This is a genomic window from Mycobacterium sp. E2989, assembly GCF_001667595.1.
Taxonomy (GTDB): domain Bacteria; phylum Actinomycetota; class Actinomycetes; order Mycobacteriales; family Mycobacteriaceae; genus Mycobacterium.
This window is the reverse complement of sequence record NZ_LZJX01000135.1, coordinates 1-15,496: the sequence shown is the minus strand read 5'-3', so window position 1 is coordinate 15,496 and position 15,496 is coordinate 1. Positions and strand designations below refer to the sequence as shown.

General features: G+C 69.3%; 12 protein-coding genes and 1 pseudogene. 11 read left to right on the top strand and 2 right to left on the bottom strand.

Annotated elements, in window-relative coordinates; genetic code table 11:
* Together mycP and eccD are read right to left on the bottom strand one after the other, a co-directional pair.
* Positions 1–1,214, bottom strand: a 1,214-nt coding sequence (mycP, locus tag A5680_RS24380) for a type VII secretion-associated serine protease mycosin (RefSeq protein ID WP_231977688.1), incomplete at its 3' end; no start/stop codon positions are given.
* Positions 1,211–2,581, bottom strand: a complete 1,371-nt coding sequence (eccD, locus tag A5680_RS24375; protein WP_067824105.1) for a type VII secretion integral membrane protein EccD — start codon at positions 2,579–2,581, stop codon at positions 1,211–1,213. The genes eccD and mycP, both read right to left, overlap by 4 nt.
* A gap of 126 nt (positions 2,582–2,707) precedes the next feature.
* Here eccD and eccCa point away from each other — a divergent pair, with 126 nt between their 5' ends.
* The 11 genes and pseudogenes from eccCa to A5680_RS24320 form a co-directional block, all read left to right on the top strand.
* Positions 2,708–6,385: a type VII secretion protein EccCa gene (gene eccCa / locus A5680_RS24370; RefSeq protein ID WP_055403411.1), complete on the top strand. Its 3,678-nt coding sequence runs from the start codon at positions 2,708–2,710 to the stop codon at positions 6,383–6,385.
* A complete protein-coding gene (locus A5680_RS24365; RefSeq protein WP_055403412.1) occupies positions 6,382–7,596 on the top strand; it encodes a type VII secretion-associated protein in 1,215 nt (404 codons plus the stop codon). The genes eccCa and A5680_RS24365 overlap by 4 nt, the downstream gene beginning before the upstream one ends.
* 49 nt (positions 7,597–7,645) lie before the next feature.
* Complete coding sequence (locus A5680_RS24360; RefSeq protein WP_055403413.1) at positions 7,646–7,963, top strand: WXG100 family type VII secretion target; 318 nt, start codon at positions 7,646–7,648, stop codon at positions 7,961–7,963.
* Positions 7,964–7,978: 15 nt separating this feature from the next.
* Complete coding sequence (locus A5680_RS24355; protein ID WP_055403414.1) at positions 7,979–8,275, top strand: WXG100 family type VII secretion target; 297 nt, start codon at positions 7,979–7,981, stop codon at positions 8,273–8,275.
* A 220-nt stretch (positions 8,276–8,495) separates the two neighbouring features.
* Complete coding sequence (gene rplM, locus A5680_RS24350) at positions 8,496–8,939, top strand: 50S ribosomal protein L13 (protein WP_007172542.1); 444 nt, start codon at positions 8,496–8,498, stop codon at positions 8,937–8,939.
* Positions 8,940–8,995: 56 nt separating this feature from the next.
* Positions 8,996–9,433, top strand: a complete 438-nt coding sequence (rpsI, locus tag A5680_RS24345) for a 30S ribosomal protein S9 (RefSeq protein WP_156349558.1) — start codon at positions 8,996–8,998, stop codon at positions 9,431–9,433.
* Positions 9,434–9,582: 149 nt separating this feature from the next.
* Positions 9,583–10,920, top strand: coding sequence for a phosphoglucosamine mutase (gene glmM, locus A5680_RS24340; RefSeq protein WP_055403416.1), 1,338 nt, complete (start codon positions 9,583–9,585; stop codon positions 10,918–10,920).
* Positions 10,921–11,031: 111 nt separating this feature from the next.
* Positions 11,032–13,380, top strand: a complete 2,349-nt coding sequence (locus tag A5680_RS24335; protein ID WP_231633817.1) for a hypothetical protein — start codon at positions 11,032–11,034, stop codon at positions 13,378–13,380.
* 29 nt (positions 13,381–13,409) lie between these two features.
* Positions 13,410–14,207, top strand: a complete 798-nt coding sequence (locus A5680_RS24330) for a hypothetical protein (RefSeq protein WP_231633818.1) — start codon at positions 13,410–13,412, stop codon at positions 14,205–14,207.
* Between the two features lie 108 nt (positions 14,208–14,315).
* Positions 14,316–14,645 (top strand): type VII secretion target, encoded by a 330-nt coding sequence (locus A5680_RS24325; RefSeq protein ID WP_055403418.1) that lies wholly within the window; start codon positions 14,316–14,318, stop codon positions 14,643–14,645.
* Between the two features lie 2 nt (positions 14,646–14,647).
* Positions 14,648–15,496 (top strand): annotated as a pseudogene (locus A5680_RS24320) (hypothetical protein); the annotation flags it as partial.

The window sequence follows — 15,496 nt, the reverse complement described above, 5'->3', positions numbered from 1 at the left end:
GCCACCGGCCGCGCCCCAGGACACGCGGCCGCGGAACACGGCTTTGCGCGGCGCCGCAATCTGCCTTGCCGCGTGGTGATCGGCGCGGGCGCCGGTGCCGAGGTGGGCGGGGACGGGCCAACATCCGTGCTGACCGCCGCCAACGCGTCGATCGTGCCGCTGCCGACGACCGGGTCCCACCCGGCGGCCGGGTGATGCGCCGTCGATTCGATGCGCTGCATCACCTGCCGCGCGGTCAACGTGGGGAAGCGGGCCCGAATCAACGCTGCCAGCCCACTGACCACCGGGGCGGCAAAACTGGTGCCGGACACCGGTTCCGAACCGAGCGGGGTGACTGCCTCGCCGGGGGCCGCGACATCGACCCACGGGCCGGCAAGGGTGAATGCCGACGGCGACCCTTCGGGACTCACGGAACCGACGGTCAGCACGTAGTCGTCGTACCAGGCCGGACTGACCGCGACCGTGACGGTCTCCCAGGTGGCATCCGGGCGCTGAGGGGGGCACTGCGCGGCCCCGCCGGTGTTGCCCGCGGCGGCCACGACGACGGCGTTCTTGATGTCGACGGCGTAGGCCAGGGCGGCGCCCAGCGCGCGGTCATCCAGCGCCGATGCGACCGGAACGCAAGCAACCGAGGAGATGTTGATCACCGAAGCCCCGAGATCGGCGGCGGTGCGGACGGCTTTCGCCATGGTGTCGACGTCGCCAACGCCCCCGCGGGATCGATCGGTCGCCGGGGAGAACTTAGCGCTGGATTGACGAATGCTGATCAAAGTCGCTTCGGGCGCCATTCCGCTGACGCCGGAATCCGGTTTCGCGGCAACGATTCCCGCCACCAGCGTGCCGTGCGCGTCGCAATCCTGGGTGCCGTCGCCGTTGGAGACAAAGTCTCCGCCCGCCACCACGTCCGGCAGCAGGCGGTGCCGCGACACACCGGTGTCGATGACGGCCACCCGTTGCCCGGCGCCGCGGCTCAGCTGCAGGACCCGCGACAGGTCGGGCAGGCCGGCCAGCCGATTCGGTGCGGATCCCGTCGTCATCGTCGCACAAACCTCGCGTTGCACCGTCGGCCACGGTGGTGCGGGGCGCGCGGGATTCGGCAGCCATTTGTCATCCACCTGCGGCGGCGAAACCGCTTGCGCCGGAGCGGGTCCGGCCAACGGCGCCCAAACCAACGTCGATACCGCCAGCAGGCGCGCGACGCCGGACGCCCTCACCTGAGATTCAGTCCCCGCGCGACGCCGTAAAGTCCGCAGAGCCAGCATGTCAGGGGCACCAACGCGACGAGCGAAAGCCACTCCAGCGCATCGATGGCTCGGCGCACCAGGAGCGGAGGCGTCACTGCCGGTGCGACGAAGCCGAGATACATCGCCGCGCCGGCCAGCATCGCCGTGGCCACGGCGACCCACGGCCCCTGCCCCGGCGCGCCGAAAGCGGCGACACCGAAAGTGACTCCCACGACGGCGATCCCGGCGGCGATGAACGTCACCATCCGGCCGCCGTCAGCGCAACGCGCGCGCAGCAGCAACAGGGCGCCGGTGATGCCGCCGAACGCCATGCACGACAGGCGCGGGGCACCGGCCAGCACGGTGACGATGGCGCCGACCGCCGCCGCAGAGGAAAACCCGGCAAGCAGGCTCGACAACCAGGCGTCGGCACGCCGCGCCCGTTCCCGCAGGCGCCACTCATCCGCATCCGTTTCGTCCATGGCCGGTGTCCAGAGCAGCCGAGTTGACAGCCCCGCCAACACGATCGACACCCGCGCCGCCGCCGCGACCATGCCGAGCGATGCCAGCCCGGCTGCGGCGCCGATGGCGTGCGGCGGTGCGGCGGTCACCACCCCCACCAACGCGGCGACGGCGACGACCGTCGCCGCGCATGACACGGCGGTCAATGTGACCGCGCCGCAGCCCGATACGCGCATAGCCACGACACAGGTGGCGGCCGCCGCCGTCGCGGCCAGCAGCACATTGCAGATGCCCGGCGGCCCCGGCACCACGAGCAAGCCGGCCACCGCGGCGAACGCGGCGGCCATCGCGCCAAGCGTCAGCCCCGCAACCGCGTCGCGATACGCCCGGTGGGCAACCACCGCCGACAGCAGCGCGACCAGACCCGCGCATGCCAGCACCCCCACGGCGGTGCGCGGCGCGTTGGCCACCAGGGCATTTCGTGCCAGCGCCAGCGCACCGACAGCGATCACACAGCCCGCCGCCACCGCCCCGGCGAGGCGGGCGGGGAATCCGGACGGTTCTGAAGCCGCTGCCAGCGCCTCGGCCATGGCCTCCGCGGTGTCGTGGTGACGAGGGGCGGGTGGCTCGGCCGGCGGCTGGCTCAGCAGCAGCACGGTGCCGTCCCCGATACCGCTCTGCGCCAGCGACTTCGACGGATCCAGGGGGGAGGAGCCGGGGAGCGACAGGTGGTAGCGCTTCGCGGTCAGACGGTTGTGGGCATGGCTTACCTCCAAGATGTCGACGATGGTAGGGGTGAGGACGGCGAGGGGTATCTCGGCCGGCAGGACCAGGTCGGCGGCGGCGCTGCCGGCATGGATCGATACGCGGCGGAGCCCTGAATCGGTTGCAGGCAACGACGAAACCCCTTCGGTCGGATTGCCCGAACGTAGCCAGGTTTCCGTCGCCCGGTCTACGGCTGTCCACAACCGACTTGCCGTGCATGTCGGTGCTACCTACCGTCGCCCAACGGGAGGGACGAGATGACCCAGAGTTTCGTGCCCGCAGCGCGGCGGCAGCCACCGACGGTGGCGACCGGCGATCTCGTCGTCGAGGCGCCGCCGGAGCCGCCGTCGCCGGCTACGGCCGGCTTGCTATTCCGCTTGCTGCCGGCCGTGCTGGCCGTCGCGGGATGCGGCGTCGTGGCGGCGACGTTGGCGTTGGGGTCGGGCGGCAGCCGCACGCCGATTTTCCTGGCCTTCCCGATCATGATGCTGGCCTCGACGGTGATGACCGCGGTCTCAGCGCGCGCCCGCCAACGGGGCGGCGGCATCGACGCCGATCGCCTCCGTTACCTCGGATACCTCAGTCGGCTGCGCGTCACGGCCACCGAAACGGCTGCGGCACAGTGCTACTCGCTGACGTGGGCTCACCCGGACCCCGACACCCTGTGGACGTTGATCGGGGGACCCCGGATGTGGGAGCGGCGGGCGACCGACGCCGATTTCTGCCGCGTCCGAATCGGCGTCGGGGCCCAGCCGCTGGCCACCCGGTTGGTAGCCCCGCCGACGGCGGAGCCTGCCGACCCGGTCACCGCCGCCGCTTTGGACCGGTTCATGCGTGCGCATTCGACGGTCATCGCGCCCATCACGGCCGCCCTGCGGGAAAGCCCGTGCGTCAGGCTCGAAGGCGACACGTCCGCGACGCGGGGGCTGCTACGCGCGATGATCTGCCAACTCGCCGTTCTGCACCCGCCCGATCAATTGCGGATCGTCGCCGCGATCCCGGACCGGGGCCATAGGCACTGGGAGTGGCTCAAATGGTTGCCGCACAACCAACATCCGATCGCGGCCGACGAAGCGGGTCAGGCGCGGCTGATGTATCGGAGTGTGGCCGAGGCACGAGCGGCGGTCGGCGAAATCCGCTGCGAGCACACGGTGGTGATCGCCGAGGTCGACGAGACCATCGACAAGATCACGGGCGCTACCGTCGTCCAACTCGGCGGCGGCCGCGACGACGCGCCGGTGACGATCAGCCGCTCCGGCGAAACCCAAACGGTGCCGCACCCCGACCGGATGAGCACGTTGGAGGCACTGGTATGCGCGCGCCGATTGGCGATGTACCGGGCCGACGCCGCCTCCCGCCGCGCCGCCACCGATTGGGCGGCCCTGGTGGGAATCGGCGACATGACATTATTCGACCCGATCCCGTTGTGGCGCAGCCGCGATCGGCTCCGCATCCCGATCGGGGTCAGCGCGGACGGAACACCGGTGGAACTGGACATCAAGGAGGCCGCGGAAAACGGCATGGGCCCGCATGGGCTCTGCGTCGGGGCTACCGGTTCGGGCAAGTCGGAACTCTTGCGGACGATCGCGCTCGGCATGATGGCACGCAACTCTCCCGCGGTGCTCAATCTGCTGCTCATCGACTTCAAAGGCGGCGCGACCTTTCTCGATTTCGCGTCCGCTCCGCATGTCGCCGCCGTCATCACGAATCTCGCCGACGAGGCACCGCTGGTGGCCCGCATGCGCGACGCCCTGGCAGGTGAAATGAATCGCCGACAACAGCTGCTGCGCGCGGCGGGCTGCGTCAGCGCCGCGGCGTACGGACGTGGGCGCCCGGCGGGCGCCACATCGCCCGCCCTGCCCACGCTGTTCATCATCGTCGACGAGTTCTCCGAGCTGCTCAGCCAACACCCGGACTTCGCCGACATGTTCATGGCGATCGGGCGGCTTGGCCGGTCGTTGGGCATGCACCTGTTGCTGGCCAGCCAACGACTCGACGAGGGCAGGCTGCGCGGTCTTGACGCCCATCTCTCCTATCGGATCTGCTTGAAGACACTGTCGGCCAACGAATCACGGGCGGTGCTGGGAACGCTCGACGCGCACGAATTACCGAACACCCCCGGAGCGGGTTATCTGCGGACAAGCGGCGGAGACTTGATCCGCTTCTCCGCGGCATACGTTTCCGGCCCGGCACCGTCGCGCGCGCCGGCCGTTGTTTCCGTGGGCAATCCCGCCGTACGGCGGTTCGAGTCTTGGACTGTCGGAGCGATCACCCGCCCCGGCGGCACCAGTGCGCCGTCCGAACCGACGACCCTGCGAGCCGTCCTGGACCTGCTCTGCGGACACGGGCCGCCCGCGCACCGGGTGTGGCTGCCCCCGCTGGACCGGGCACCCAGCCTGCACACGCTGCTTCTCGACGCTGCGCCCGCGCCGGATGCCCTGACGGTTCCCGTCGGCATCATCGACCTTCCCTTCGAGCAGCTACGGACGCCGCTGATGGTCGATCTGCGTGGGGCAGCCGGCAATGTCGCGGTCATCGGGGCGCCCCAGTCGGGAAAGTCGATGGCGCTGCGCACACTCATTACGGCCTTGGCGGCCACTCACGATCCGGGGCAGGTGCAGTTCTACTGCATGGACTTCGGCGGTGGGTCGCTGACATCGACCCGGGCCGTCCCGCATGTCGGCGCGGTTGCAGGAAGGGCCGAGCCGCGACTCGTCGCGCGGATGGTTGCCGAATGCGAGTCGCTAATCCAGCTGCGCGAGAACATCTTCAGCGATCACGGGATCACGTCGATCGCCGAGTACCGTACGCTCCGCGCGCGGCGCAAGGCGCCGCACGGCGATGCGTTCGGGGACGTCTTCCTGGTAATCGACGGCTGGGCGCGACTAGGCGAGGAATTCGATGAGCTGAAAGCCTCGATCACGGCCGTTGCCACACAGGGCCTTTCGTTCGGGGTGCACGTAGTGTTGTCGGCAACGCGATGGGCCGAGATCAGGCCGGCATTGCGGGACCAGATCGGCACGCGCATCGAGCTGCGGCTGGGGGATCCAGCCGATTCCGAACTCGACCGCAAAGCGGCGCAACACGTGCCCCGGGACAAGCCGGGCCGCGGGCTTTGCAGCGACGGGTCGCACATGATGATCGCCTTGCCCCTGGCCGAGATCCCTCCCGCCGAATCGGTGGCGCCGCCAATAGCGGTGCTGCCCAGATTGGTCGAGCGCGACACCGTTGTGGAGCGGGCGGGTGACCGCGTCCTGCTGGGCGTCGAGGAGCGTCGACTGGCACAGGTGACGTGCGAGTTCGACCAACACGCACATCTTCTCGTGCTCGGCGACAAGGAATGTGGCAAGACGGCGACGCTGCGGACACTATGCCGCGAGATCGTCCGGACGAAGACCAGCGCGCAGGCCCACCTCGCGATCGTCGATTTCCGGCGTTCGCTGCTCGGCGTCGTCGCGCCGGAGCGCCTCGGCGGCTATGCCATGTCGGCAGGCGCGTTGTCCGGATTGCTGCCGGATCTTCTTGATTTGTTGCGGCGGCGAATGCCGCCTGCCAATGCGAGCCCGGCGCAGTTGCGAGCCGGGGGTTGGCGTTCGGGGCCGGAAATCTTCCTCGTCGTCGACGACTACGAGCTGGTGGCCGGCTCGGGCGGAAACCCGCTTGCGCCGATCGCCGAATTCTTGCCTTACGCACAGGATTTGGGTTTACATCTGGTCATAGCACGGCGCAGCGGCGGCGCGGAGCGCGCGCTTTTCGAGCCTCTGCTGGCGGGGATGCGTGACCTCGGCTGCACGACCCTGATGATGAACGGCTGCCCACGCGAGGACGGGCCGTTCGGCTCCCGTCGCGCGGCGCGGTTGCCGGCCGGCCGCGGTGTTCTACTCACCCGATCGGGCGACGAGCAACTCGTCCAGGTGGCCTGGAGCGCGCCGTGAGTGCGCATCGCACCATCATCGAAACCGGTCCGGGCACGATCCGCCGATTATGTTGCGGGACAAGCATCGTCACTCAATACGGAAATTCCGAGATCGTCGAGGCGGCGCTGCGCGCGATAGACGATCGGGTGGCATTGGTGGGCGATCGCCCGGTCGACGTTGCTTCCCTGTGGGCTGACGCGCTGCGGTCCGTGGCCTGCCCGCGCGGCGGGGGCGTGGTCGTGGTGCATCCGTCTTGGTGGTCGGCGTCGCGCGTGGGAGTGGTAAGCGGGGCGGCGAAGACCGCTTTCGGCGACGTGCTGGCGAGGCCCCGTTCGGGGTTGTTGGCGCGGGCCGCGGGCGCCGACGCAAAGGCGGCGATCGTGGTGGAGATCGCCGACCGGATGGTGGTGATCGGTGGGCCCGACATCGTTGCGGTACCGCGCAGGCCGGAACCACATCCCGTCGCCGACGAGGTGGTGACCGCCATCGTGAGCACCACCGCCGCCGTCGTGTTGATCGACGCCCCCGGCACGGTCGCTGGGGCGTCGACCCTGGGCAAGTCCGTCGCCGAAGCGGTGCGCGGCAACGGGCGGACGGTGGTGGAAATCGACGACGCCCGGCTGGCCCGGCTGGCGGGTTCCGAGCTCGACGAGCTGCGCCGGCCGGGTGGCCATCGTGTGCGATTCGGCGCGCGCACACTCAGCGCCGTCGGCGCGGCCACCGTGGCGCTGGTGGTGGCCCCCGCCCTGATCAGCCCGGACCGGCACGGCACGGTCGCCCCGCCGGCGGTGGAAGCCCCGCCCACCACCTTTTTGGTGGAAGGCCGGGTGGCGGTGACGGTGCCCGCGGGCTGGTCCACGCAGCGGGTGGTGGCCGGGCCGGGGTCGGCCCGGGTGCAGGTCACCTCGCCATCCGATCCCGAGGTGGCGTTGCACGTCACGCAGTCGCCGGTCGCAGGCGACACGCTGAACACCACCGCCGAGCGGTTGAAACGCGCGATCGACGCGGAGCCGGCCGGGGTGTTCGTCGACTTCAACCCCTCCGCGACAAGCGTCGGCAGGCCGGCGGTGACGTACCGCGAAGTCCGCGCCGCCCATGACGTGCGGTGGACGGTGCTGCTCGACGGGTCGGTGCGGATCAGCCTTGGGTGCCAGAGCCGGTCCGGCAAGGAAGAGGCCGTGCGTGGCCCCTGCGAGCTGGCGGTGCGGTCCGCGCATGCGATCGAATGAACCGAAAATCGGGTGGAACCAAATCAACGGCGCCCAGGTCGAACTTGGTATGACTGCACCGAACTCCCTGAGCACCGATTTCGACCTGATGCGGTCGGTCGCGGCCACGACGGACGCCCGCAACGAGGAGATCCGGGCCATGCTGCAAGGGTTCATCGGCCGCATGGGCGCGGTGCCGCCGTCGGTCTGGGGTGGGGTCGCGGCCGCGCGGTTCAAAGAGGTGGTGGATCGCTGGAACGCGGAGTCGACGCGGCTCTATCACGTCCTGCACTCGATCGGCGAGACCATTCGGCACAACGCGATCACCCTGCAGGAGGCCGGCCACGCCCACGCAACCCATATCGCCGCCGCCGGCGGAGACCTGTGATCGGAAGGATGATCCGTGGAATCGGTGCTTTCCTATGACTTCGGCGAAATCGAGTTCTCGGTGCGCCAGGAGATCCACAGCACGTCGGCTCGCTTCAATGCGGCGCTGGACGAACTGAGGTCGCAGATCGCCCCGTTGCAGCAGCTCTGGACACGCGAGGCGGCGGCCGCCTACCAGGTTGAACAGCAGAAGTGGCACCAGGCGGCGACGGCGCTCAACGAAATACTGGTCGATCTCGGCAACGCGGTGCGCGACGGCGCGGACGAGGTGGCCGACGCCGATCGGCGGGCGGCCGGCGTCTGGGGACGGTAGCCGCGCCCATAGTCGTCTGTGTGGTCCCGGCGGGGGAGAGCCGCTGGGACCACGCAGTCGTTTTGACCTGCGGGGACGCGCATCGGTAAGCTGCTCGGTTGGCGTGCGGTACGCCGGGGCCTCGGGTCAACGTCGGTCGCCGAGACCAGCCCCACCGCAACCGCCTGACCGGCACCCGGCTCGACCCGGGATCCACCTCGAGAAAGAAAAGGTAAGCGCTGTGCCCACCTACGCGCCAAAGGCGGGTGACACCACGCGGTCGTGGTACGTCATCGACGCCACGGACGTGGTGCTTGGCCGCCTTGCCGTCGCGGCAGCCACCCTGCTGCGCGGCAAGCACAAGCCGACGTTCGCCCCCAACGTCGACGGCGGTGACTTCGTCATCGTCATCAACGCCGACAAGGTCGCCCTGTCCGGCGACAAACTGCAGAGCAAGCTGGCTTACCGCCACTCGGGGTATCCCGGCGGCCTGCACTCGCGCACCACCGGCGAGCTGATGGAAAAGCACCCCGACCGCGTCGTCGAGAAGGCGATCGTCGGCATGCTGCCCAAGAACAAGCTCAGCCGTCAGATCCAGCGCAAACTCCACGTCTACGCCGGCCCGGAGCACCCCCACGCCGCTCAGAAGCCGGTTCCGTACGAGATCAAGCAGGTGGCCCAGTGACCGAAACGACCGAGGCCTTGGAAACCCCCGACCCCACGGCCACCGAAACCCCGGACGTGCCGGCCGAGGCCGCCGCGCCCGCGCCCGCCCCGGAGCCGTTCGTCTTCGACCGGCCCATTCAGACCGTCGGCCGCCGCAAGGAGGCCGTCGTGCGGGTGCGCCTGGTGCCCGGCACCGGCAAGTTCGACCTGAACGGCCGCAGCCTGGAGGACTACTTCCCCAACAAGGTGCACCAGCAGCTCATCAAGGCCCCGCTGGTCACGGTGGACCGGGTGGAGAGCTTCGACATCTTCGCCCTGCTGCACGGCGGCGGCCCGTCGGGCCAGGCCGGGGCGCTGCGCCTGGGCATCGCCCGGGCGCTGATCCTGGCGCAGCCCGAGGACCGTCCGGCGCTGAAGAAGGCCGGCTTCCTCACCCGTGACCCGCGTGCCACCGAGCGCAAGAAGTACGGCCTGAAGAAGGCCCGCAAGGCGCCTCAGTACAGCAAGCGCTGATCAACCATCACTTTCTGGCCGCAACGGGGCCTCAAACTGGGTCGTTCCGCGCTTGCATCGGCGTGTCTGCGCCCAAACGCGCCCCGTTTCGGTCAGAAAAGAACGGGCACGTTAGGTGAACGGCCGCCAACTGTGAGAGGTTTTTCCGCATGGGTCGACTATTCGGCACCGACGGTGTCCGCGGGGTCGCCAACCGGGAGTTGACCGCCGAGTTGGCGCTCGAGCTGGGCGCCGCCGCCGCGCGGCACCTGGCCAGCGCGGGCGGACCGGGCCGGCGCGTCGCCGTGATCGGGCGCGACCCCCGGGCCAGCGGCGAGATGCTGGAGGCCGCGGTGATCGCCGGGCTGACCAGCCAGGGCGTTGACGCGCTGCGCGTCGGGGTGCTCCCCACCCCGGCGGTGGCCTACCTGACCGGCGCCTATGACGCCGACTTCGGCGTGATGATCTCGGCGTCGCACAACCCGATGCCCGACAACGGCATCAAGATCTTCGGCCCCGGCGGCCGCAAGCTCGACGACGACACCGAGGACCGGATCGAGGCGCTGGTCACCGCGGAAGCCGGGGCGCGCCCCGTCGGCGCCGGGATCGGCCGCGTCATCGACGCCGAGGACGCCGACGACCGCTACCTGCGGCACCTGAGCAAGGCCAGCACGCTGCGCCTCGACGGCCTGACCGTGGTGGTCGACTGCGCGCACGGCGCGGCCTCGTCGGTGGCGCCGCGCGCCTACCGGGCGGCCGGTGCGCGGGTGATCGCGATCAACGCCGACCCCAACGGGCTGAACATCAACGACAACTGCGGCTCCACCCACCTGGACTCGCTGCGCGCCGCGGTCATCGCCCACCGCGCCGACCTCGGCCTGGCCCACGACGGCGACGCCGACCGCTGCCTGGCCATCGACGCCAACGGCGAGCTCGTCGACGGCGACGCCATCATGGTCGTGCTGGCGCTGGCGATGCGCGAGGCCGGCGAGCTGGCCTCGGACACGCTGGTGGCCACCGTGATGAGCAACCTCGGGCTGCACCTGGCCATGCGCGCCGCGGGCATTACCGTGCGCACCACCGGCGTCGGCGACCGCTACGTGCTCGAGGAACTGCGGGCCGGCGAGTACAGCCTGGGCGGCGAGCAGTCGGGCCACATCGTGATGCCCGCGCTGGGCTCCACCGGCGACGGCATCGTCACCGGGCTGCGGCTGATGAACCGCATGGTGCAGACCGGCTCGTCGCTGACCGAGCTCGCCGCGCCGATGCAGACGTTGCCCCAGGTGCTGATCAACGTCCGCGTCACCGACAAGGACACCGCCGCCGCCGCGCCCTCGGTGCGCACCGCGGTCGGCGACGCCGAGGCCGAACTCGGCGACACCGGCCGAATCCTGTTGCGCCCGTCTGGAACCGAGCCCGTCATCCGGGTCATGGTGGAAGCCCCCGAGGCCGACGTCGCCCAGCGCGTCGCGAACCGGGTCGCCGAGGCGGTCAGCTCCGCGCGCTGAATCGGAACCCGGCCGTCGCACCACACTGAATTGACGGGATAGCGTGCGGCAGTAGTGTGATGACGTTCGATGGCGGGTGGCGGCGAGCGTCGGGCGGGGAGGAGCTTCGGGTTGGTTCAGCTGGCTAACCTGAGTGTCGGTGAGCTGGTGGCCGGGGCCGGCGGTGATCCGTGGGCAGTGAACCAGACTCTGCAAGCGGGGCAGCCCGCACAGATCTCCAACCTGGCCAACGCCTTTCACGCGGCGGGGCGTTCCACTGCCGAGTCCGATCATGCCTTTGAGCAGGCCCGCAAGCGCTTCGACGCCGCCTGGAATCACCAAAATGGGGATCACCCGATCAACGGCTCCGCTGAAGTGCAACGCACGGCCCAGGCGCTGGGAGCGCAGTCCGAGCAGTTGCCCAAGATCGGCGCGGATTTGGAAAACATCGCCGCCGCGTTGGCCGAGGCGCAGAAGGCCGGTGCCGCAGACATCGCCACCCTGGATGGCCGGCTGCAGGTTCTCGACAGAATCATCGGCGCGGCCAAGGAGGAGCTTCGGCATTCCGACCTGAGTGCGCAAGATCGCCAGGCACTCGAAACCTTGATCAAGGACGCGAAAGCCGACGCGGTCGAGGACACCAAAGATGCGCTCGACCAGCTGCACGCCATCCGCGACAACTATTCGAACTCGCTGCACCAGGCCCAGACCAATCTGGCCAACGACGGGTACGACCCGGGCCGTGTCCTGGGTGTCGACGGTCACGAGGCCGAGACACCCGAGCAAGCCGAGCAAGACGTCAAGGGCGCGCTGGGCGGCGACAAGGGCGCCGCCGCCCGCGTGAACGGGGTGCTCAACTCGATCACGCCCGATCAGCGGGCGGGGAAGGTGCCGTTGACCGCCGAGCAGGCGTCGGTGTTGAGCCAGCTGCAAGCTCAAGAACACGGCATGTCGATCGATGCCCTCAAGACCGCCGAACAACGGCTCGGCGACGAGAAGGGCATGATCGGCAACTCGTGGCAGCTGATGAGCAATCCCAACCTCACGTTTCCCAAGACGCCGCTGCAGGTCGGTGCGAAGCAGGGCACCGACACGGTGAAGGGCGGCGCGGCGCAGCTGCCCGAAAGTGTTCAGCAGGCACTGAATTCGTCCGGCCTGGAATACATGCGCCAAACCAACGACATCGCCAACATCGTCAAGGACGGCGACAAATCGTTCCAGACGAACACCGATCTGGATCGGGCGATGATCCGCAAGGCGGGGGCCATGATGGACACCCCGCTGTGGCAGCACGACCCGGCGAGCCAGGGCCAAAACGTCGAGCGCGATCCCGCCATGGACCCCGCGGTGTCCAACGTGCTGTCCGCGATGTCGCCGGATCACCAGGTCGTCCACGACACCATGACCGGCGGCGATCACGACAAGTTCCTGCGGAACCTCACCCATCACGCGTGGAAGGACAACGGGCAGGCGGTCGGTTCGCTGTTCTCCTGGACCGGCGACGCCGCGCAGGGACCGGAAGCCAAGATCGCCGGTGAAACCGCCCGCGCCTACGCCGATTACGTCGGCCACCACGCGTCCACGGACTTGCTCCATCTCCCGGGCAACCACACCTTGGGGCAAGTGAACCCCGACCTTGTCCAAGCGATGGGCCACGGCCTCGACCCGTACGTCAACAACATCGCCGGAACATCGGGCGGGCTGCCGGAATTCGGCAGACCGCTCGACACCAACGGCGACGTCCATTCCGGCGCACTGCCTCTCGCCAAGGGCATATTCTCGGTGATCGACAGCGACCCCACCGCCGCGCGGGACTTCAACAAGAATGCGTACACCCAGGCGTTGCTGCACGACTCGTCATTCGCGTTGAACCCGAATCACGACGGTTACAGCGACCAGCTCTACGACGCCGCCACGTTGCGAGGACTGGTCGACGTGGGAACCCACAATGCCTACGAAGCGAACGAACAAAACGGTTACCACCAACAGCTTTCGGAATACGACTCGAAGAAGCTGGCCTACGAAGACGGCGTCCAGGCCGCCAGCACGGTCGGTGGTTGGGTCCCGGGGGTGGGCAAAGTCAGCGGGCCCGCGATTGGCATGCTTGGGCATAACCTCGAAAACGACATGTTGGGGCCGGCGCCCACCGCACCGGGCCAGACGCCGATCCAGCCCATGGACATCGGAAACGCCGACGAACACATGCTCGATGCGTTGCTCGGCGCAAACCAGCACATCTCGGGACTGCCACCCGAATATGTTGTCTACGACCACGATCACCCCAATGGGCGAATCGCGACCCTGGACGAGATGCAAGCCAAACATCCCGATCTCACCGCCGGCCAGTACAACAATGTCCTTGGCCCGGTGTTGTCCCAGTCGCTGAACCTGCCGCCGAATGAGAAGATGTCGCCGGACCAGTACATGGTCGACCGCTACAACAACGTCATCGGCGTACCGGAACCCCCGGGGAAGAAATGACTTACATTCGGCGCGCAAGACGCTTTTTGATGACGCTGTCGACCATCACGGTTTCGCTGGTCGGCTGCGCTTCAGGCAGTCACTCCGGCCAGTCGGCGTCGCCCACCTCCACGACGCCTGCGGGGTGGCCGCCGACACTTAACGATTTCAGCGTGGTGTGGAGCGCGGAACCCGATATCGCCGTCACCACCTGGCCCGCCGTTGCGGTTCGGGCCTACGCCGAGTCCTACTTGCTGGCCTCCATCACCGGTGAGGACAAATTCCTGTACCCGGGATTCAAGCAGGCGGTAGACGCCGACAAGCCGATCGACAACCCGACGGGCACCCGGTTCCTGTGGCCGAAGACCGACCGCAGGACCGAAAATCCCTGGGTAGGAACCGAATACGACCACATCCTGTCGATCGCGACCTCTGGCCGTGACGTGACGGTGGTGGTCTGTGAATATATGTTCGGCACCGCGCAAGCGCGGGGTCACGGGTACACCCCGAACATCGGCCAGCCTCCCCCCGATTCGGGGATCGAGCCGATGCGAATCACGATGACGGCTCCCGCCACCACCGGCCCGCAACTGCCCGCCCAACAGGGACCGGCGCGCGCGCCGTCGGCCGACGTGTTCGGCGGCTGGAGGATCACCGGTCATCAGGGTGGGTACTTCGCCGAATACGGGCTCGCGGCGGAATGGCCTGATCTCGCCCGGGACACCGACGCCTGCCGCGCCAAAGCGCCCCCACACCCCGATCTCGTTCGCGGCGGTGAGTATCCACGCTCGAACTTTCCCACCCAGCCACCGGCCCCGGGCTGGCCGGCACCAAGCCCAGCATCCTAGCTACCAATAGCGTTCGCCCGCAACGGGTTTCACTGTTCTTGGATGTGCCACACCGGCCGCGCCGAATCTGCGAGGAACCCGGACGCGTCCCCGGGCGTCGGATTAGGCATGAGATTCGACAGGGGAACACGGCCCGTCACCGTGGCCCGCACCGAGATCGACGTCGCGGCCACGCACCGCATCGCCGGCCAATTCCGCGCCGCCGCGGACATTCTCGACCGCGCGTTGAGTGATCAGTTGGGCCGGCTTTCGTTCGGCGGGGCCGGCGCCGGGCGCGCCCACGCCGCCCGCGGCGACGCGTTGCGCGCCGAGCTGGAGCGGCTGACCGCCCAGGTCGAGCAGTGGTCGCGGGCGTCCGTCGAGATCGCCGCCGCGCTGCGGGCCAGCGCCGACCGCTACGCCGACGCCGAGCTGTACGCCGCGGCGCGGATCGCCTGACCGTGGCCGACCGGTTGGACGTCGCCGGGCGCCTCGCCGAGGGGCTGCCCGCCGTCGAGCACACTCAGACTTACGTGCGGGCGTGCCACGCCCTGGGCTATCAACATCCCGACCTTACGGCGCAGCCCTCGCAGATCCGCGACTGGTACGACACCGAAGACGGCCTCGACCTGCGCGCCCTCGACCGGGACTGCGCGGAACTGCGCGCGGCGGCCGACGCGGTCTCCGAAGCGCTGCGCATGCAGCGGGCGCAGGTGGCCGAGTTGGCCGCGGCGTGGACGGGGCCGGCCGGGGATGCCGCGGTGCAATTCGTGGAGCACCACTGCGACACCGCCGGCGTGGTGGCCACCGAACTGCGCGCGGCGGCGCAACGGTGCGAATCGCTGCGCGACAACCTGTGGTACCTGGTCGACTCGAAGGTCGCGACCGCCATCGCCATCGACGACCGCACACAGGCGCAGCGGCCCGCATGGCTGGGCGCCGCCGCCGCGCTCACGACGGGTACGGGGGATCGGCTAGGGGCCGAAGAGGCGGTGCGCGAGCAGGTAATGCCATACGTGGACAACGAGATTCGCGATGACTGGCTGACCACGATGCGCTCGACGCGCGATGGCGTCGCCACGTCCTACGACATGGTCACCGACCGGATGGCCGCCGCGCCGACCGCCCGCTTCGAATCCCCGGGCGATCTCGGGCCCGGATACCAGCCGCCGCGGCCGGCCCCGCCCAGCGCATCGCCCGTGGCGGTCGCGCCCGCCGCCGCGGTCCCGGGCCCGCCGGTGGATCCCGCGCCGACCGCGACGACCCTAGCGCCCGCCCCGATTCCCGCCCCGCCGCAACAGGATTGGGGA

What these genes read in the sequence shown, in the direction of transcription:
- eccCa (WP_055403411.1), top strand. Translation starts at nt 2,708, where the DNA reads ATGACCCAGAGTTTCGTGCCCGCAGCGCGGCGGCAGCCACCGACGGTG.
- A5680_RS24360 (WP_055403413.1), top strand. Translation starts at nt 7,646, where the DNA reads ATGACTGCACCGAACTCCCTGAGCACCGATTTCGACCTGATGCGGTCG.
- glmM (WP_055403416.1), top strand. Translation starts at nt 9,583, where the DNA reads ATGGGTCGACTATTCGGCACCGACGGTGTCCGCGGGGTCGCCAACCGG.
- A5680_RS24330 (WP_231633818.1), top strand. Translation starts at nt 13,410, where the DNA reads ATGACGCTGTCGACCATCACGGTTTCGCTGGTCGGCTGCGCTTCAGGC.
- A5680_RS24325 (WP_055403418.1), top strand. Translation starts at nt 14,316, where the DNA reads ATGAGATTCGACAGGGGAACACGGCCCGTCACCGTGGCCCGCACCGAG.